Origin of the sequence: Luteibacter rhizovicinus (genome assembly GCF_004342265.1) — a bacterium.
GTDB lineage: Bacteria > Pseudomonadota > Gammaproteobacteria > Xanthomonadales > Rhodanobacteraceae > Luteibacter > Luteibacter rhizovicinus_B.
In genome coordinates this window covers 475,589-492,777 of the sequence record NZ_SMCS01000002.1, presented here as the reverse complement: position 1 = coordinate 492,777, position 17,189 = coordinate 475,589, and the positions used below count along the sequence as shown (strand labels likewise).

19 protein-coding genes are annotated in these 17,189 nt (G+C 66.0%); 4 read left to right on the top strand and 15 right to left on the bottom strand.

All coding sequences use genetic code 11. The features are described 5' to 3' along the window. Positions 1 to 2: 2 nt before the first annotated feature. From folE to EC912_RS06255, 7 genes are all read right to left on the bottom strand, one after another. Positions 3 to 599 (bottom strand): GTP cyclohydrolase I FolE, encoded by a 597-nt coding sequence (gene folE, locus EC912_RS06285; RefSeq protein WP_132142289.1) that lies wholly within the window; start codon positions 597 to 599, stop codon positions 3 to 5. A 59-nt stretch (positions 600 to 658) separates the two neighbouring features. Continuing rightward, positions 659 to 2,137 carry a DNA recombination protein RmuC gene (locus EC912_RS06280; protein ID WP_132142288.1) on the bottom strand — a complete coding sequence of 493 codons (1,479 nt, stop codon included), beginning with the start codon at positions 2,135 to 2,137 and terminating at the stop codon, positions 659 to 661. Positions 2,138 to 2,193: 56 nt separating this feature from the next. Further along, entirely contained in the window at positions 2,194 to 3,117 is a 924-nt protein-coding gene (locus tag EC912_RS06275) for a hypothetical protein (protein ID WP_132142287.1), read from the bottom strand. A 114-nt stretch (positions 3,118 to 3,231) separates the two neighbouring features. Beyond that, complete coding sequence (locus EC912_RS06270) at positions 3,232 to 4,404, bottom strand: class I SAM-dependent rRNA methyltransferase (RefSeq protein WP_132142286.1); 1,173 nt, start codon at positions 4,402 to 4,404, stop codon at positions 3,232 to 3,234. Positions 4,405 to 4,524: 120 nt separating this feature from the next. After that, on the bottom strand, positions 4,525 to 4,962 hold the full coding sequence (locus EC912_RS06265; protein WP_132142285.1) for a hypothetical protein: 438 nt from the start codon (positions 4,960 to 4,962) through the stop codon (positions 4,525 to 4,527). A 27-nt stretch (positions 4,963 to 4,989) separates the two neighbouring features. Further along, a complete protein-coding gene (locus tag EC912_RS06260) occupies positions 4,990 to 5,937 on the bottom strand; it encodes a serine/threonine protein kinase (protein ID WP_132142284.1) in 948 nt (315 codons plus the stop codon). Further along, positions 5,934 to 6,386: a hotdog fold thioesterase gene (locus EC912_RS06255; protein ID WP_132142283.1), complete on the bottom strand. Its 453-nt coding sequence runs from the start codon at positions 6,384 to 6,386 to the stop codon at positions 5,934 to 5,936. The genes EC912_RS06260 and EC912_RS06255 overlap by 4 nt, the downstream gene beginning before the upstream one ends. Before the next feature lie 100 nt (positions 6,387 to 6,486). On the opposite strand from EC912_RS06255, the gene EC912_RS06250 reads away from it, so the two are divergent. Further along, entirely contained in the window at positions 6,487 to 7,542 is a 1,056-nt protein-coding gene (locus tag EC912_RS06250; RefSeq protein ID WP_243649170.1) for a 2Fe-2S iron-sulfur cluster-binding protein, read from the top strand. Positions 7,543 to 7,548: 6 nt separating this feature from the next. On the opposite strand, the gene EC912_RS06245 is transcribed toward EC912_RS06250, so the two are convergent. From EC912_RS06245 to EC912_RS06235, 3 genes are read right to left on the bottom strand one after another with little or no spacing between them, the layout of a single operon-like run. Beyond that, entirely contained in the window at positions 7,549 to 7,995 is a 447-nt protein-coding gene (locus tag EC912_RS06245; RefSeq protein ID WP_132142281.1) for a rhodanese-like domain-containing protein, read from the bottom strand. Positions 7,996 to 8,050: 55 nt separating this feature from the next. Then, the gene (locus EC912_RS06240; protein ID WP_132142280.1) at positions 8,051 to 8,464 is read right to left on the bottom strand and encodes a hypothetical protein; all 414 of its coding nucleotides are present in this window, start codon (positions 8,462 to 8,464) and stop codon (positions 8,051 to 8,053) included. 47 nt (positions 8,465 to 8,511) lie between these two features. Beyond that, entirely contained in the window at positions 8,512 to 8,976 is a 465-nt protein-coding gene (locus EC912_RS06235) for a YiiD C-terminal domain-containing protein (RefSeq protein WP_132142279.1), read from the bottom strand. Between the two features lie 84 nt (positions 8,977 to 9,060). Between EC912_RS06235 and EC912_RS06230 the strand changes: the two genes are divergently transcribed. Genes EC912_RS06230 through EC912_RS06220 form a run of 3 tightly spaced genes read left to right on the top strand, consistent with a single transcriptional unit; the run spans position 9,061 to position 12,282 of the window. After that, positions 9,061 to 9,840, top strand: a complete 780-nt coding sequence (locus EC912_RS06230) for a uroporphyrinogen-III synthase (protein WP_243649169.1) — start codon at positions 9,061 to 9,063, stop codon at positions 9,838 to 9,840. Between the two features lie 34 nt (positions 9,841 to 9,874). Then, positions 9,875 to 11,032, top strand: coding sequence for a uroporphyrinogen-III C-methyltransferase (locus tag EC912_RS06225; protein ID WP_132142277.1), 1,158 nt, complete (start codon positions 9,875 to 9,877; stop codon positions 11,030 to 11,032). Beyond that, positions 11,029 to 12,282 (top strand): heme biosynthesis HemY N-terminal domain-containing protein, encoded by a 1,254-nt coding sequence (locus EC912_RS06220; protein ID WP_132142276.1) that lies wholly within the window; start codon positions 11,029 to 11,031, stop codon positions 12,280 to 12,282. Before EC912_RS06225 ends, EC912_RS06220 begins: the two co-directional genes overlap by 4 nt. Positions 12,283 to 12,661: 379 nt before the next feature. Here EC912_RS06220 and EC912_RS06215 read toward each other — a convergent pair whose 3' ends face one another. The 5 genes from EC912_RS06215 to EC912_RS06195 all read right to left on the bottom strand — a co-directional run bounded on the left by EC912_RS06215 (position 12,662) and on the right by EC912_RS06195 (position 16,689). Next, complete coding sequence (locus EC912_RS06215) at positions 12,662 to 13,279, bottom strand: YiiX/YebB-like N1pC/P60 family cysteine hydrolase (RefSeq protein ID WP_132142275.1); 618 nt, start codon at positions 13,277 to 13,279, stop codon at positions 12,662 to 12,664. Next, complete coding sequence (locus tag EC912_RS06210) at positions 13,279 to 13,677, bottom strand: DUF4878 domain-containing protein (protein WP_165973526.1); 399 nt, start codon at positions 13,675 to 13,677, stop codon at positions 13,279 to 13,281. The genes EC912_RS06215 and EC912_RS06210 overlap by 1 nt, the downstream gene beginning before the upstream one ends. Before the next feature lie 153 nt (positions 13,678 to 13,830). Further along, positions 13,831 to 14,190, bottom strand: a complete 360-nt coding sequence (locus EC912_RS06205) for a hypothetical protein (protein ID WP_132142273.1) — start codon at positions 14,188 to 14,190, stop codon at positions 13,831 to 13,833. A 15-nt stretch (positions 14,191 to 14,205) separates the two neighbouring features. Then, a complete protein-coding gene (gene uvrD / locus EC912_RS06200) occupies positions 14,206 to 16,410 on the bottom strand; it encodes a DNA helicase II (protein WP_132142272.1) in 2,205 nt (734 codons plus the stop codon). A gap of 60 nt (positions 16,411 to 16,470) precedes the next feature. After that, a complete protein-coding gene (locus EC912_RS06195) occupies positions 16,471 to 16,689 on the bottom strand; it encodes a hypothetical protein (protein WP_132142271.1) in 219 nt (72 codons plus the stop codon). Between the last annotated feature and the right edge of the window lie 500 nt (positions 16,690 to 17,189).

The following is a 17,189-nucleotide window of genomic DNA, read 5'->3' as shown; positions in this document are numbered from 1 at the left end:
GGTCAGCGACGGTCGACGCCGACGAAGCGGAGGAACTCACCGCGCGTCCGGGGATCTTCGCGGAAACTGCCGAGCATCTGGCTGGTGACCATCGACACGCCACGCTTGTGCACGCCACGCGTGGTCATGCATTCGTGGCTGGCGTCGATGACCACGCCGACACCGCGGGGACGCAGCGTTTCGTCGATGCAGTGGGCGATCTGCGCCGTCAGTTTTTCCTGCACCTGGAAACGGCGTGCGAATCCGTCGACCACGCGTGCGAGCTTGCTGATACCCACGACGCGGTCGGTCGGGATATAGCCGACGTGCGCGCGACCGACGATCGGTGCCATGTGGTGTTCGCAATGGCTTTCGAATTCGATGTCGCGCAGCACGACCATCTCGTCGTAACCGGCCACTTCCTCGAAGGTGCGGCGCAGGTATTCGGCCGGGTCGACGGCGTAACCGTTGAACCAGTCGCTATAGGCCTTCACGACCCGCTTCGGGGTATCCAGCAAACCTTCGCGGGAGGGGTCTTCGCCGGCCCATACCAGCAGGGTGCGAACCGCTTCTTCGGCCTGCTCGCGGGTCACGCTGCCCGGCTTGGCGTCGTCGCTCATCGAGGCATTCCTCAAGGCAAATAAACATCGATTGTACCCGGCGAACCGGGAGTTTTGGCCTAGCCAGCGTCGCTGGGGCTCTTGTCGGGGGTGGTGGTATCGCTATCGACCGCCGTGTCGTCGTCCAGGCCGGGCAGCAGTTCCAGCGCGGCCTGGGTCTCGTCCGTGGCCAGCGATTCCACGCCGCGCAGGTGTTTTTCGATCTTGCGCGTACGGACACCCGCGCTGGTAATGCTGTTGCGCACCGAGTCCAGTTGTTTGCCGGTCCTTTCCAGGACCGTACCGAACTTGCCGAACTCCATCTTCACCGCGGCCAGGACCTTCCAGACCTCGCTTGAGCGCTTCTGGATAGCCAGGGTCTGGAAACCCATCTGCAGGCTGTTGAGCAGCGCCGTCAGCGTCGTGGGACCGGCAATGGTGACGCGATATTCGCGTTGCAGCAGGTCGGACAGGCCCGGCCTGCGGATCGCCTCGGCGTACAGGCCTTCGGTCGGCAGGAACAGGATCGCGAAATCGGTGGTGTGCGGCGGCGCGACGTACTTGGTCCGGATGCGCTTGGCTTCCTCGCGCAGGCGCAGTTCCAGCGCCTTGCCCGCGATCAGCGCACCTTCGGCGTCCGCGGCATCCTGGGCGTCGAGCAGGCGCTGGTAGTCCTCGATCGGATACTTCGCGTCGATAGGCAGCCAGACCGGCTCGCCTTCTTCCGCGCCGGGCAGGCGGATGGCGTATTCCACGCGCTCGGACGAGCCGGGGACGGTAGCCACGTTGGCGGCGTACTGCTCGGCGACCAGGATCTGTTCCAGCAAGGCGCCCAGCTGTACTTCGCCGAAGGTGCCGCGTGTCTTGACGTTGGTCAGGACGCGCTTCAGGTCGCCAACGCCGGCCGCCAGCGTCTGCATTTCGCCGAGGCCGCGCTGCACGGCTTCCAGGCGTTCGGATACCAGCTGGAAAGACTGGCCCAGGCGGGTTTCCAGTGTCGTCTGCAGCTTTTCGTCGACGGTGGCACGCATCTGTTCCAGCTTGGCCGAGTTGTCCTGCTGGATGGCCGCCAGACGGGTTTCCAGCGTGGTGCGCATGTCGCCAAGGCGCTTTTCGTTCTCGGCGCCGAGCACCGCGAAGCGGTTGTCCAGCGACTCGCCGAAATGCTTCAGCGTCAGCGCGGATTCCTCGCGGGTCTTGCGCGAATCGTCGGCCAGTCCCTGGCGGAGGGATTGCAGTCCGGTGTCCGTCCGTTCGGTCAGCTGGTCCAGCCGGCGTCCGAAGCCTTCGATGCGTTCCTGTTGCTGCTGCGACATGGCGCCCAGTTGTTCCTGCATATGTCCGCGGAACTGGCCGAAGGTCTGGCCGAGTTCGCCGCGTCCGGCGCGTTGTTCGTCGCGCAGCGCGGCTTCCAGTCGCCGGTTGTCGTCGCGCATGGCGTCCAGCCGCTCGCCCAGGCCGGCGTCGGCACTGCCGCGCGATAGCAGCGCGATCAGCAGGCCGAGACAACCAAGGCCAATGACGAGGATGGCGGCGAGCAGGATGGAGGTAAGGGGCATGGGGTAGTCCGGGTGGCTGGCGCACAGTTTACCCGGTGAGGTCTCAGGCGCTGCGATCAGGGCCTGGCAGAGGCGCCCCAGTCGTCCGGGCCGAAACCCAGGTGCAGTACGGCGCGCTCGGTGTCGTCGGTCGGCGGGCGGTATTCCAGGTTCGTGCAGCCCAATGCCCGCTGGCGTTTCGCCGCAAGAGCCAGCGCCTTCGCCATCTGCGTGCCGTAGGCGGTCTTGCCCGGCTGGGTGCGTAGCATGGCGCGGAAGCCATCCTGGCTCACGCCGTCGGGCATGTCGGCGGGCAAGGTCTGGCCTGCCGGCAACAGTTGCAGGTCGAACTGGCGACCGCAGGTGCCCGCGCTGACGATATCCAGGCCGTCGGCGATGTCGTGCACGAAGCCATCCGCGATCTCCGCGAGCGAATCGACCGCTTCCACCGTGGTGCTGAGACGCACCTTCAGGAAATAAAGCTTCCGGTAGAACAGATAGGTTCGCGAGGTGAGCATGTCTTCCTGGGCATCGAACACCAGCGGCAGGAAGAGGCCGGCCAGCTTTGCGCCATCGTGCAGGACGACGGTGTAGGGCGTTTCCTCGCCCCACCAGATGTTCTTGTAGATCGATTGCCGTTCGGCGTATGCGATCGATTCGCGGAAGTCTTCCGACGCCTGCTTCAACATCCGTGCGGTATCGCCCTGGCCCGCCGGATAAACGAAGACATCGGCGACGATCCAGTCGGCACCTTCGATGTGATAGCGCAGGGAGACGCCGGCGGCGATGTCGCCTTCGTCGGCATAGTTTTTTATCGCGGCCAGCGTGGCGTGCGTCAGGTGCCGCGGCGCTATGACCCAGCTGTCGTCGACCACGCCCTTGTGCGCCGTCGCATCGGGAAGGGCAAAGGGTGGCGTGACCGGTACCTGTCCGGCATAGGCGTCCGCGCCCGCCGCGCAGAGCATCCCGACTACCACGAGCCGCCACATCGATCGCCGCATATCACTCCAGCCCCTGCACGTTCATCCGCCTGTCGACGAGAGTGTCGGCGGATGATTTCTTCGTCATGCCCGCAGTGTGTGCCAGCGGGCGATCAAGACCCGGTGAACGGTTCGTCAGTCGACCCGGCAGAAGATTGCTTTGAGGTAACGACCTTCCGGCACCGTGCTGGCGACCGGATGATCGGCACCCGCGCCGGCGCTTTGCAGGATCTGGATCTCGCGCCCGGCGTTGAGCGAGACGCGGCGGATCATTTCGACGAAATCGCCTTCGCTGACCAGGCCGGTGCATGAGCAGGTCAGCAGGATGCCGCCGGGGGCGACGACGTCCAGCGCCGTACGGTTCATGGCGAAATATTTCTTCAGCGCCGCGACGACCTGGTTGCGGTCGCGCGTGAGCTTCGGCGGGTCGAGCACGATGGCATCGTATGTTTCGCCGCGCGCGATGGCCGCGCGCAGCCATTCGAAGACATCGCCCTGTTCGAACGTCGCTTCCACGCCGTTGAGTGTGGCGTTGGCACGCGCGACTTCCAGGATGGCGGCATCGGCATCGACACCGATGGCTTCGCGAGCGCCGGCCGCCATGGCGTGCACGGCGAATCCGCCGGCATTGCAGCACAGGTCGAGCACGCGCCGGCCGCGCGCCAGTTCGGCGAAGCGGCGGCGGTTATCGCGCTGGTCGGCGAAGAAACCGGTTTTGTGCCCGAGGCCGGGTGCCGCGAGGAAGCGCAGACCGTGTTCGTGGACTTCGACGACATCGGGCGCTTCGCCCGAGCGCACGTCGAACGATTCCTGCCGCTGAACGTGCTGTTCGGCGAACCAGTAGAGCGAGCTGCCCGGGAAGTGGCGCAGCAGTTCGGCGTGGATGGTGTCGCGGAAGCGCCACATGCCGGCGGCGAAATACTCGACGACGAGGTGATTGGCGTAGCGGTCGACGACCAGGCCCGACAGGCCGTCGCCTTCGCTGTGCACCACACGCCAGGCGTCGCTTTGTTCGTCCAGGCGCAGCGCCGTGCGGCGCAGGTCGACCGCACGTGCGATTCGCGCCGCGATCCATGCCTCGTCGACCGCCTCGTCGACATTCGTGGTCAGCACGCGAAGCGCGACGCGCGCATGGCCGTTCCAGAAGCCACGACCGACGAAACCGCCCTTCGCATGCACGATATCGACGACGCTGCCGGGCGGCAGTTTGTCGTCGGGCTTTACGATCTGCGCGGACCAGACCCAGGGATGGCCGGGGGCGCGGTCGGTTTTAAGGCGAATGGTGGGGCGGGGGGCGGGGGTGTTCATGGGGGGAATTGTAGCGGGTGGGGCGTACTTGCGCCCCGGATGCCGGAAACACACCCCTTCCCTCACCGTCATTCCGGCGCACGCCGGAATGACGGTGAGGGCGGCAGGAACCGCGCCGCTTTAACGGCTAAACCGCAAAATCAACCAAGACACCAGCGCCAGCAGATTCACGCCGATGTGCGATACCGACGGGCCGCCGAAGGCCAGCAGCCAGCCGTGCGTGGCGATGGACCAGTCGAAACCCAGTCGCGGCGATGACTGCAGGGTCAGGAAGAGATTGGCGAAGGCGCCGCTGCTGAAGGCGTAGCTGACGAGCGGCGTGGCGAGCAGGGGCGTCTGCAGGAACTGCGCCCATATCGACAGCCGCTCGCCGAGCGCGTCGCCGGCGATAAGCAGCACGCCCGCGACCAGTACGAACGCGAAAGCGAGCAGGCCAAGGACGGCCACGATGGCATTGAGGCCGCCGGCGCCGAGGACGCGATGAAGCAGGGCCACCAGTCCGAACAGGCCGCCGGCGATTTCGAAGACACCGATGATGCGAAAGAGCAACGAACGCATGAACACTCCGGAAAGCGAAAAAGGGAATCAGCCGAGTTCGTCGGCCAGGTCGTGAAGGTCGGCGATGTGCTGTTCCCACCAGCGCCCTTCGGCGGCGAACGGGAACGCGGCGGGGAAAGCCGGATCATGCCAGCGTTCGGCAATCCAGCCCGCATAGTGAACCTGACGCATGGCCCTTAGCGCGGGAATCAGCGCGAGTTCGGCCGGATCGAAATCGCGGAACTGCCCATAGCCTTCGAGCAGGGCATCCATGGCGCGCTCGTCGCCGGCCAGCATCCACAGGTCCTGCACGGCCGGGCCGGTGCGCGCATCGTCCAGATCGACGAAATGCGGGCCATCGTCCGTCCAGAGGACGTTGCCCGGATGGCAATCGCCGTGCAGACGGATACGTGCGACCGGACCAATGGCGTCCACGCGCGCGTCGATCGCATGGCTCACCCGTTCGGCCGCCCGGCGGTAAGCATCGTGCAGATGCACAGGCAACAGCGTCGAAGCCAGCGCCGCACGGACCGGTGTCGTCACCATCGTGCTCCGGTCCAGCACGCCGCGCGCTGCGAAACGTCCGCGCGCGCCGACGGCGTGCATGCGCGCCAGCAGGCGGCCGAGCCAGGTCAGCTGATCGGGCGATTCCAGCGACGGTGCCCGCCCGCCGCGTCGCGGATACAGGGCGTATCGAAATCCCGCATGACGCAGCAGCGTGCGTCCGTCGAATGCCAGCGGCGCGACCATGGGGAGTTCGGCGTCGGCCAGTTCGCGTGCGAAGGTGTGTTCTTCCTCGATGGCCTCGTCGGACCAGCGACCCGGGCGATAGAACTTGGCCACCATGAAACCGCCGTCTTCCAGTCCGATCTGGAAGACGCGGTTCTCATAACTGTTGAGCGTCAGCAGCCTGCCGTCGGTCCACGGGCCCGCGGCTTCGACAGCGGAAAGTACGACATCGGGCGAGAGCGTTGCGTAGGGTGCCTCGAGGGTCACGCGCGCAGGCTCGCCGGTGCGCCGCCGCGCGCCGCGATCACGGCCATCGTTAGGCGGGACAGACAGACTAGTGCGCCTTCCTCGTTCTCGATCCGGATTTCCCACACTTGCGTGCTGCGACCCAGGTGCACGGCACGCGCGGTGCCGGTGACGATGCCCGCCGTCACGCCGCGAATGTGATTGGCATTGATATCCAGGCCGACGGCCAGCTCTTTTTCGATGTCCAGTGTCAGCAGTGCCGCGCTGCTGCCGAGCGTTTCCGCCAGCACCACCGACGCGCCGCCATGCAGCAGGCCGAATGGCTGCCGCGTGCGGTTGTCCACGGGCATCGTGCCGCGCAGCCAGTCGTCGCCCACTTCGGTAAAGCGGATGTCGAGCGTCTGCATCATCGTGTTGGCGCTCCACGCATTGATGCGCGAAAGCTCCACGGGCTGTTTCCAGATCGACATGCGGGACTCCAGGAGATGTATCCGGACAAGTCTACGACCTTGTTCCGGGGACGAAGCGCCATCATTGTCGTTGGACTGTCCCAGCCTCCACAATGCGCACGTGCCCACAGTTACCCTGAAATCGTCCGGACGCCGGTTCGACGCCGCCGTCGACGAAACCGTGCTCGAAGCCGCCCAACGCGCCGGTATCGCGTTGCCGTACTCGTGCCGTGGCGGGGTTTGCGGCAGTTGCAAGGCCACGCTGGTCGAGGGCGAATGCGCCTATCCGCGCAACCCGCCGGTGGCCCTGAATGCCGTGGCGCGAAGCCATCATGCGGTGCTGCTCTGCCAGGCGGTGCCCTGTGGGGACCTGGTCATCGAGGCGCGTGAAATCGCCTCGGTCGAGGATATTCCCCGCCGCCGCGTCGAGGTCGAGGTCATCGAGCGCAGCACGCTGGCGCCCGATGTCGTGGGCGTATGGTTGCGTCCGACCGACGGAGGGCGTCTCAACTGGCTTCCGGGGCAGTATCTGGACGTCGTGCTGGAAGACGGCAAACACCGTCCGTTCTCCATCGCCGGATGCCCGCGCGCCGATGGCGCCATAGAACTGCACGTCCGGCATGTCGCGGGTGGCGGTTTCACGTCATGGGTTTACGAATCGCTGCGCGTGGGCGACCGCCTGTCCATCGAGGCGCCGCTCGGGACGTTCGTGCCGCGCGAGGATTCCGAGCGCCCGATGATTTTCATGGCGGGCGGGACCGGTTTCGCACCGGTCAAGGCCATCGTCGAGCACTTCATCGCGCTCGGTACCCGCCGTCCGATCGAAATTTATTGGGGCGCGCGTACAGCGGCCGATATCTATCTGCGCGGACTGGCGGAGCGCTGGGCCGCCGAGACGGCGACGCTGCGTTTCATCCCCGTGGTTTCCGATGCGGCGGAGGCGGCACGCAGCGGCATCCGCGAGGGCCTGGTGCACGAAGCGCTGCTCGAAGACCATCCCGACCTGGGATCGTACGACGTCTATATGAGCGGCCCGCCAGCGATGATCGCCGCGGGCAAGGGGCTATTCCTCGACGCGAACCTGCCCGAGGAGCGGCTGTACTTCGACTCGTTCGATTACGCGCCCGACGTGCTGGACTGCATCCTGCAGGGCCGGGCGGGGATTCACGGCTGGTAAGCGGTGTTATTTCTTGCCCTTGGCTACTGGGAACTGGGCGGTTTGCCACGCGTAGACACCGCCGTCGAGTACGTAGACCTTCTGGAAACCGGCCTTGATCAGGCGATTGGCGGCCTTGGCCACGCCGCGGCCGTCCTTGTCGACGACGACGACCGGAAGATCCTTCGCCTTCGAGAGATCCTTGTTGGTTTCCGGATCGAACTGGCTGGGCGCTACGTGACGCGAGTTCGGAATATGGGCTTTCTCGTAGTCCGCATAGCTCGACAGGTCGATGACCAGCGCGTTCTCGCGGTTGATCAACTGCGTGAGGCCCGCGGGCGTGATCGTCTTCCACTTGCGGAACAGGCGGCCCACTTCGCCGGCGATGAGCGCCACGAGAATGATCGCGAAGAGCAGGGCGAGCATCATGTGGTTGCCCACGAATTCGGGCAGCTTGTGCAGTACGTCGTTCATTGCTTCGGTCCGTGGACGCACGCGCCCTGAGAGGTAAACGCGCGATTATAACGGCTTATTGCGGGTTGACGTTCGGTAGCCCCGACATCAGCCACCAGCGGTTCTTTTCGGCGTCGTAATGCCAGATCTGCTTGTCGACGATCATGCGCTCGGCCTGGGTGTTGATATTGGTCAGGCCGATCTGTACGACCTGGGTGGCTTCGTTCTCGCCGCTGGGCGTCGGGCCGGAGCCATCGTCGTAGGCCGTGACGCGAAGCTGCGCATAACGGGATGCCTCCAGCGAGGTCATGGGGTGCTCTTCGCGGTACTTCGGGTCGACGAACTGCTCGGCGGTCTGGAAATCGCCCCAACGGACCGTGGACCCGTAGCGGTTCAGCGTCGCCGTGAGGCCGTCGCTGCGCTTGGCGGAGGTACAACCGGCCAGAAGAACGAGCGCAGCGGCAAGGAGCAGAAGCGAAAAGCGGAACATGGAGAATCCTCTCGGTGGTCGCGCGGATTCTGCCCGATTGCGCGCTGTTATGCCTTACGGCGCTTCGCGACGAAGACGGCGTCCAGGCTGGCCCGGGGTTTGGCCTCGCCAGGTATGAAGCAGCGGAAAGCCGCCCGGGCCTTGCCGCGGGCGTCCAGCATGGCGAAGAACGCGTCCCAACTGGCGCCGACGGCGAGCGAGGCCTCGGCACGCAGGTCTTCCCAGACGGGCGCCAGGTAGCGGACGGTCGATTCGCCGACGAACACGTCGCAGTCGTCGCCGCGCCTGCGCAGCGCCATTTCCACGAGCGCCCAGCAGGCAAGCGTCATCACGCTGGCGAGGCTGCCGCCGAATGCGCAGCCCTTGTCGTTGATATTGGGCCCCAGCGGCGCCGTCATGATCAGGCGATCGCCGTCGAAGGACTCGATGGAGAGATTCATGGCGCGGGCAAGGGGAATACCGTCAAGGATGAAGCTCTCAAGATCGGCGATTGCGGCTGTGCGTACATTCATAAGCCGCCGAGTCTGACCGAGCGACAGCGACTCAGGCAAGCCGGGGTAGACTTATGCCCGTTCCACCGACGCATGGAGAGCCCCGTGAAACCCGGTCGCCCACTGCAAAACATCACCGTCGTGGTCACCCGGCCCGCAGGCACGGCAAGCCCGCTCGCGCGGCGCATCCGCCACCTGGGCGGGGTGCCGGTGACGGTCCCGGGGCTCACGTTGCGGGCCATCGAGGACTCGATTCCCGTGGCGGCGGCGCTCGGCCGGGCCCTTACCGGTGACATCGTGGTGTTCACCAGCCCCGCCGCCGTGCGTTTCGCCGCCGCCATCGCGCCCCTGACGACCACGGCGACGGTGATCGCCGTGGGCTTCGGCACGGCCAACGCGCTGCGGCTGGCCGGTCTGCCGGACGCCATCTGCTCGGACCGGTCGCAGGACAGCGAAGGCGTGCTCGCCTTGCCCGAGCTGGCCAATGTGACCGGCCGGCGGGTGGCGCTGATCGGTGCGCCAGGCGGCCGCGGGCTGCTTCGCGCGCAACTGGCCGCACGTGGCGCGGACCTCGACGAAGTGCACGTCTACCATCGCGGCGCGCCGCGCCTGGACGGTCGGCACATCGACCCGCTGCTGAAACTCACGCGCCGCTCCATGGTGCTGCTTTCCAGCGCCGAAGCGCTTGGCCACCTGCAGCGCGCGCTGGTGCCTTCCGCATGGCGCAAACTCGTGGCCGCCGTTGCGGTGGTCAGCAGCGAACGGATGCGCGAGGCCGCGTCCGCGGCGGGCTTCGAACGCATCGCCGTGGCACGTTCCGCCCGGCCGGCCGACCTGGTCGAAGCCGCGGCCCGATTCGATTTCACCCATCCTGAACGTGTGTGAATGGACTTTCCACCTTGCCTGATAGCATGAGCCGATGACGACCGACTCCTCTTCGACCGACACCGTTCCGGCAACGCCGGCCTCCGACGCGGCACCTCGTCCGGCGCCCGCGCCGCAACGATCCGTGGCCCCCGCTCCCCGTCGCGGCGGCGGCACGCTGGCTGTTGCCATCCTGTTTGCCCTGGTCGCCCTCGGCGCGGCGGGTTATGCCGGTTACCGGGTCTGGCAACTGGAACAGCGGGATGTCGAAAAGACCGGCACCGTCGAAGCGCTGAAAGCGCAGGTCGGCAGTTTGTCGTCTTCGGTCACCGCGCTGGGTGAGGAACGCGCCGTCCTGCGTCAGCGCATGGGCGATGCGGACTCGGTAAACCGTTCGCTGCGCGAGGAAGTGCTTGGTGTTTCGGAGCGCACGCGCAATCTCGAAGACGCCGTTGCCAACCTGTCCGAGCAGAGCCTGTCCGGGCACGACGCCATGCTGCTCGACGAAGCCGAATCCCTGTTGCGTATGGCCAAGGAGCGTTTCGCGCTGTTCGGCGATGCATCCGGTGCGCTATCCGCCTATGAGCTGGCCGACAAGACGCTGGCGGGTGTGAACGATGGGGCTTTCTCCGGCGTGCGGCAGAGCCTGGGCGCCGAACGCGAAGCGCTCGCGGCCATTCGCCCGGCCACGCGGGAGCACGATCTGGAAACGCTGGCGGCACTGCGCGCGCAGTTGCCCGAGCTGGCGCTGAAGCCGCTGGACAGTGCGCGGCCGACCGGCGCGCCGGTGAGTTTCTGGCAGCGCGCCGGCCAGGCCCTCGGGTCGGTGGTCAGCGTGCGTCGCGATGACGCTGCGCCGCTCGCGGCGGCCGATGGCCGGATCGCGCGCGAACTGGCGATGCTCGACATCGCCCATGCCGAAGCCGCGATTCTGGCGTACGACGATGTCGCGCGTACGTCGGCGCTGAAGCGTGTCGACGACACGCTGGCCAGTCAGTTCGATCCGGCGTCGCCCGCCGTCCGCGACGCCCGTGCCCGTGTCTCGGCGCTGGTGACGGCGCAGGCCACTGGGCCGGCACCGCAGCTGGGTGGCGCGCTCGCGGAACTGCGCAATCTGCGCGCCGTCCATGCGTTGAAGCCGGTCAAGCCCGCCGCCCCGTCTTCCCCCGCCCATGCGGCTACCGCGGGTGAACCTGCGAAGGTCACGCCATGAAGCCCTGGCGCTGGATTCTGGGACTGATCCTGATCGCGGCGCTCGCCGCGTTCGGCTGGCACTGGGTCGCGGCGGACCCCGGTTACGTTCTCCTGCGCCTGCGCGGTTGGACGGTCGAAACCACCGTCGTCGCGGCGCTGGTTATCCTGCTGCTCGCATGGGCGGTCGTGGGTGCCGTCGTACGGCTGGTTCGCTGGCCGTTCGGCGCCATGAACCGTCGCCATCGCCGCCTCAGCCGTCGCCGGCTGGCGGACGGACTCGTGCTGCTGATCGAAGGCCGTCATGGCGAGGCCGAACGCGATCTGCATCGTGCGGCGCGTTATCCGTCGATCCGTGGGCCGGCGCTGCTCGCCGCCGCCGAGGCGGCCGAAAGGCATGGCGAAACGGCGCGTGCACTGGAAACACTGGATCAGGCCGCGCAGGAAACGCCTCGCGCCGCGCGCATTCTTCGCGCGCGCCTGCTTCGTCGCAGCGGCCGTGCGGCCGAAGCCCTGCCGCTGCTGGCGCCCGAAGCGGACAACGGCACGCTGACACCGGCGGGATGGATCGAGTTCGTCGAAGCATCCCTGGCCACGGGCGACGCCCGCGGTGCGAGCCGCGCGCTGGATCCCCTGCAAAAAAGCGGTGAACTTGGCAACCGTGCCTTCGCCGAACTTGAAGGTCGCGTCATCGTCGCCCAGATCGCCGCGGCACCCGACGGTGCCACTCTGGCCAGTCTGTGGGCGCAATTGCCGAAGGGGCAGCGTCGCCTGCCCGTCGCGATCGATGCTTATGCCCGTCAGGCGGCACGGTTCGGTCAGACCATGGCGGCGATGGACGAACTGGAATCGTCGCTTCGTCGCGAGTGGTCTCCCGTGCTGATCGCTACTTACGGCAGCCTTGGCGCGGAAGATATCGAGACGCGCCTGCGCCGTGCCGAGGCCTGGGTCGACACGCACCCGAACGATCCCGCGTTGCTCACGGCGCTTGGTCGCATGTGCGTGCGCGTGCGTCTTTGGGGCAAGGCCAAGCCGTATCTGGAACGTGCCCTGGCGATCGAGCCCGGCGCCGCCGCGTGGGAAGCGCTGGGCGATGTCTACGTGGGCGAAGGCAATCCGGAAATCGCCCAGCGTTGCTATCGCAATGCGCTGGCGCTGGCCCGTGGCGACGCGACCGAGGCGCTGCCGGAAAACCGCGCCGCGCGTATCGATACGCGGGTGACGGCGGTCGAAGAGCGGGATCAGCATGGGGTGCCGCGGCTTTCGCCCTGATGGGGGATGCCGCTGCTCCGCTCCGTAGGTTTCGCGCGCAGGCGCGCTCCCACAGAGATCAGGTGCGCGTTGGCTCTCTGTGGGAGCGCGCCTGCGCGCGAAACCTACGGAGCGATGAATCCAGTCCAAGTTAAATTCAAGCAGGCTGCGCAGGTGCCCTCCGGGGAAGCGCGCCCGCGCGAAAACCAACGAAACGAAGACGCGGCTCCCTGCTCAATCCAGCTCAAATTAATTCACGCCGATTTTTGAGAATTTTCGTCTTCTCCGCACGGTGCGATCCGACAACAATGGAGTCCTTCAAGGAGCAGCGCTCGCGCCGCAATGAAGCCCCCCACATGGACGTGGACCTCTTTCGTAACGTCCCCGTGTTGTGGCGCTTCTAACCTTCAGGCGATTCGTAAACGCGACTGACACGCGGCGACGCCAACAGTGCCGACGGCAACAGATAGTCGCCGGGTTCGAGCAGTGGAAGATTCAGGTGCTGGAACCGCACATCCAGATCCACGCCGTTCTCGCGATATGCCTGCCAGACCAGCTGCGTGCAGTACGTGCCTCCACCCGCTATGCGGAAGGGTGTGCCCAGACGGGTCTCGGTCCATTCCGCCGCCGCCTCGCGCTGCATCGGCGTGGCCGCGATCCTCAAAATGACGATGCGACGCGCGTGCTCGCGCGACCGGAATTCGTCCAGGGAATCCTCAACGACTCCGTCATTGCGGTCTGTTCGCTCGGCGGGCACGGCATGAACGACTCGCCAGTGCCCGGCCGAACCGACCAGCATGCCCACGTGGCTGTATTCACCCGTATCGATAGCGCGCACAGCGTCGCTGACGGGTTCGCTGCCCTGGCGGAAGACGAGGTCGCCCACTTCGAGATGACTCGCAACGTCGTCGGGCAGGGCAATCATGCCGGTCGCATGGACCGGCATGAGATACCGCCACGCCATCGATGCCGCCACGGCGATGATGGCCGCGGCGCAGACGACGTGGCGCGTACGCATCAGCGCAGCTTGACCTTCCAGCTGCCGTCTTCGCGAACGAGGTGCAGCGTGTCTTTCTTCTGGGTGCCGTCGCCGAGCTTGAGCGTCACCGCGACGTTCGCGGTGGTGTCAGTCGGGTTCTCGACGTTGTCGACGTCGACGGATTTCAGTCCCTTCGCGCCGGCGATACGTGCCTGCATTTCGCCCACGATCATCGTGACCTTGCCGCGTGCGGCACTCATCTCGGTGTCCTTCACGTCGCTATAGGAAAACATGTCGATGGCCTTGTCGGTCTTTCCATCGGCGATATAACCGTAGAAATCCTTCGCGGCGCGCTCCGGCGTACCGGCGCCGCATGCCGCGAGCAGTAGGGCGATCGAAAGCAGAAAGGCGGTGACGGAAACTTTCAGGTACTTCATGTACATCGCTCCTTGTATGTGTTCTTTCCTGGCCACCGGCCTGAACTGACCGGTGCCGTAGCGTCTGACCGGGACACTCTTCGGCGGAACGGAGGCACGAGTTGCGTTGTCCGTCGCGTTCCCCCGACCCCATGGGCCTTGCGCCGGCGGAGTTTACCCGACGGAGACGGCCCAGGTAATGACAGCGGCGGCCACGACGGTCACCAGCAGAGCGACGAGAAAAATAGCATCCGCAGCGCGCTCGATCCGATGCGAGCGCGCAATCCGCTTGGTCCGCAGCGACCAGTAGGAAAGGAAGCAGGACGTCAGGTAGAACATGGCGTCCGCCGCGAGGAGGTCATCGGCGATGGTGTCGGTGCCCCGCAGGCTGATCACGACCCGGATGATGCCGATCACCGTCAGGCATACGCCGACCATGCCGGCGGAGGCCGTGAAGATATGCACGCATAGATCTTCGTCGAGGTTTCTGCGTTCGTTGGTGCTGCGCTCGTCCTTGCGAATGCTCTGGGTCATGAGGTTTCTCTCTCTTTAAATCACCGTGAGATTCGCGTAAGCGTAGACGAGCCACTTGCTGCCCGCGTCTTCGAAGTTCACCTGGATGCGCATGTGCGTGCCGCTGCCTTCCGCGCTGACGACCGTGCCTTCCCCGAACTTCGGATGGCTGACGCGCTGGCCGAGCTTTACCGGCAACGCTTCGTCGATCGGTGCGACTTCCGCGAATCGACCGCCATAAGCGGGGCGGCTGACCTGTACGCGCGGACGCAGTTCGTCGATCAGCTCCGGCGGAATTTCGCCGAGGAAGCGCGACGGACGGGCCAGCATTTCGGTGCCGTGCATGCGGCGGGATTCGGCATGGGTCAGGAACAGGCGCTGGCGCGCACGCGTGATGCCTACGTAGGCGAGCCGGCGTTCTTCTTCCAGCCGGTTGTCTTCTTCCGTCGAACGCTGGCTCGGGAACAGGCCCTCTTCCATGCCGACGAGGAAGACGATGGGGAATTCCAGGCCTTTGGCCGAATGCAGCGTCATCAGCTGCACGCAGTCGTCCCATGCCTCGCCCTGTCCCTCGCCGGATTCCAGCGCGGCGTGCGAGAGGAAAGCGGGCAGTTCGGTCAGGCCGGCGTCGATGTCGTCAGGGGTCATCTCGAAGCGGCTGGCAACGTTGACCAGTTCGTCCAGGTTTTCGGCGCGGGCCTCGCCGTTGCCGCGGCGGTCGTTCTCGTAGAAATCGCGCAGGCCCGTGTGCACGATGGCGTGCTCGATCTGCTCGGCCAGATTGAGCGCCGTCGGCGCTTCCTCGTCGCCCCTGGCGCGGCCGGCAAACGTACGCGCCAGATCGTCGATCAGCGCCACGAATGCCTTGATCGCATTCTTTGCACGGCCGGCCAGCGAGCCGAACCCGATTTCCGCCAACGACGCTTCCCACATCGACGTATTGTCGGTGCGCGCACGGCGACGCAATTCGTCGAGCGTGCGATCGCCGATGCCGCGCGGCGGCGTATTGACCGCGCGTTCGTACGCCGCGTCGTCGTGACGGTTGGCGGCCAGCCGCAGGTAGGCCAGCGCGTCCTTGATTTCGGCGCGGTCGAAGAAGCGTTGCCCACCGTAGACGCGATAGGGCAGGTCGCGCTGGATCAGCTGTTCTTCAAAGTTGCGCGATTGCGCATTCGAGCGATACAGGATGGCGCAGTCGCGCGCGTGCCCGTGCTCCGCGATGTGTTCGCGGATGCGCTCGATGACGAAGCGTGCTTCGTCCTGTTCGTTGTACGCGGCGTACAGGGCGATTCGATCGCCTTCTTCGCCGTCGGTCCACAGCTGCTTGCCCAGGCGGCCGCCGTTGCGGGCGATGACGTGGTTGGCGGCTTTCAGGATCGTGGATGTCGAACGGTAGTTCTGCTCCAGACGGATGGTTTTCGCGCCGGGGAAATCGAGCAGGAACTGCTGCACGTTCTCGACCTTCGCGCCGCGCCAGCCGTAGATCGCCTGATCGTCGTCGCCGACCACGAAGACCTGGCCGGTGCTGCCGGCGAGCACGCGAATCCATGCGTACTGAAGCGTGTTGGTGTCCTGGAATTCGTCGATCAGCAGGTAGCGCCAGCGTTCGCGATAGTGGGCGAGTACCTGGGGATCTTTCAGCCAGAGCTCGTGCGCGCGCAGCAACAGCTCCGCGAAATCGACCAGGCCGGCGCGACGGCAGGCTTCTTCGTAGGCTTTGTAGATTTCGACGAAGGTACGCGTGACCGGGTGGTCGCGATGTTCGATCGCGTCCGGGCGCCTGCCTTCGTCTTTCCAGTTGTTGATCTGCCAACTGGCCTGACGCGGCGGAAAGCGGGCTTCGTCCAGACCCATGCCGGCGATCACGCGCTTGATAAGCCGTTGCTGGTCGTCGGAGTCGAGGATCTGGAAACCTTCGACCAGACCGGCCTCGCGCCAGTGCCTGCGTAACAGGCGGTGGGCGATGCCGTGGAAGGTGCCCACGGTCAGGCCCTGCGTGCCGCCGGGAATCAGGCCGTCCACGCGCGCGCGCATTTCGCCGGCTGCCTTGTTGGTGAAGGTCACCGCAAGGATGGACCACGGCGGCGCGCGTTCGACCTGGGTCAGCCAGCCGATGCGATTGGTGAGGACGCGTGTCTTGCCTGAGCCGGCACCCGCGAGCACGAGGTAATGCCCCGGCGGCGCGCTGACGGCTTCGCGCTGGGCATCGTTGAGAGAGTCGAGCAGATAGGAAACATCCATCTCCGGGATTGTACCGGAGGCATCGACGCCGGCTTCGTGCCGAAGCCGGCGTCGGAAGGTTCAGCGCTTGCGGACGAAGCCGCCGACGGCCACGAGACCCCCGATCACGATGCCCGCGATCCCGACCCATTGCGGTATGGCCTTGTCATGCGTGGCGGTGATCTTCGCCGAGCCGATCTGGGCAAGGGTATCCGTGGCGCTGTAGCTGCCGTTGCCGACAACAACCCAGATGCCGGCGGCGAGAATGATGAGACCGATGACGATGAGTCCGATGCGCATGAGGGCTCCTTGATGATTTGCCGCCGGAGAGCATGGCGTCACATATGTGAAGCCTTTGTGGGAATGCGGCGCCGGGCAAGAAGTTCTTCTCGCTTTTGGGAGGGGGGCTCGGCTTTGCCATCGCTTTCGCGCTCGGACGTTTCGGGGAGAGCCGTCGGCCACCACCCTCGACGCTCCGGCTTCACCGTCGCTCGGGAAGGGAGAGCCGCTGCGCGGCTTGTGTCTGATGACTGCGCCCCGTCGCGCCCGCGCTGCGGGCGGGGGTTTTTGATTCGGCATCCCTGCCTCAGCAAAAACGGCGGACCGTCCAGGTCCGCCCCCTGCGGGCCTTATCCGCCCGCCGCGCTCGGTTGCGCAAGTCGCGTCGAGGGTGGTGGCCGACGGCTCTGCCGAACGCTGCGGTCACGTGGGGGAAAGCAGCGCGTCGATGCATGGCCAGTGATGACCGCATGCCGGTCGCGGTCCCCGCAACGCACGAGCGTGAGGCGGCTGTCCTTGCC

What these genes read in the sequence shown, in the direction of transcription:
- EC912_RS06240 (WP_132142280.1), bottom strand. Translation starts at nt 8,464, where the DNA reads ATGTTCCGCTTTTCGCTTCTGCTCCTTGCCGCTGCGCTCGTTCTTCTG.
- folE (WP_132142289.1), bottom strand. Translation starts at nt 599, where the DNA reads ATGAGCGACGACGCCAAGCCGGGCAGCGTGACCCGCGAGCAGGCCGAA.
- EC912_RS06255 (WP_132142283.1), bottom strand. Translation starts at nt 6,386, where the DNA reads ATGTCGATCTGGAAACAGCCCGTGGAGCTTTCGCGCATCAATGCGTGG.
- EC912_RS06210 (WP_165973526.1), bottom strand. Translation starts at nt 13,677, where the DNA reads ATGAAGTACCTGAAAGTTTCCGTCACCGCCTTTCTGCTTTCGATCGCC.
- EC912_RS06270 (WP_132142286.1), bottom strand. Translation starts at nt 4,404, where the DNA reads ATGAACACCCCCGCCCCCCGCCCCACCATTCGCCTTAAAACCGACCGC.
- EC912_RS06280 (WP_132142288.1), bottom strand. Translation starts at nt 2,137, where the DNA reads ATGCCCCTTACCTCCATCCTGCTCGCCGCCATCCTCGTCATTGGCCTT.
- EC912_RS06225 (WP_132142277.1), top strand. Translation starts at nt 9,875, where the DNA reads ATGACGACCGACTCCTCTTCGACCGACACCGTTCCGGCAACGCCGGCC.
- EC912_RS06195 (WP_132142271.1), bottom strand. Translation starts at nt 16,689, where the DNA reads ATGCGCATCGGACTCATCGTCATCGGTCTCATCATTCTCGCCGCCGGC.
- EC912_RS06205 (WP_132142273.1), bottom strand. Translation starts at nt 14,190, where the DNA reads ATGACCCAGAGCATTCGCAAGGACGAGCGCAGCACCAACGAACGCAGA.
- uvrD (WP_132142272.1), bottom strand. Translation starts at nt 16,410, where the DNA reads ATGGATGTTTCCTATCTGCTCGACTCTCTCAACGATGCCCAGCGCGAA.
- EC912_RS06235 (WP_132142279.1), bottom strand. Translation starts at nt 8,976, where the DNA reads ATGAATGTACGCACAGCCGCAATCGCCGATCTTGAGAGCTTCATCCTT.
- EC912_RS06265 (WP_132142285.1), bottom strand. Translation starts at nt 4,962, where the DNA reads ATGCGTTCGTTGCTCTTTCGCATCATCGGTGTCTTCGAAATCGCCGGC.
- EC912_RS06220 (WP_132142276.1), top strand. Translation starts at nt 11,029, where the DNA reads ATGAAGCCCTGGCGCTGGATTCTGGGACTGATCCTGATCGCGGCGCTC.
- EC912_RS06245 (WP_132142281.1), bottom strand. Translation starts at nt 7,995, where the DNA reads ATGAACGACGTACTGCACAAGCTGCCCGAATTCGTGGGCAACCACATG.
- EC912_RS06275 (WP_132142287.1), bottom strand. Translation starts at nt 3,117, where the DNA reads ATGCGGCGATCGATGTGGCGGCTCGTGGTAGTCGGGATGCTCTGCGCG.
- EC912_RS06215 (WP_132142275.1), bottom strand. Translation starts at nt 13,279, where the DNA reads ATGCGTACGCGCCACGTCGTCTGCGCCGCGGCCATCATCGCCGTGGCG.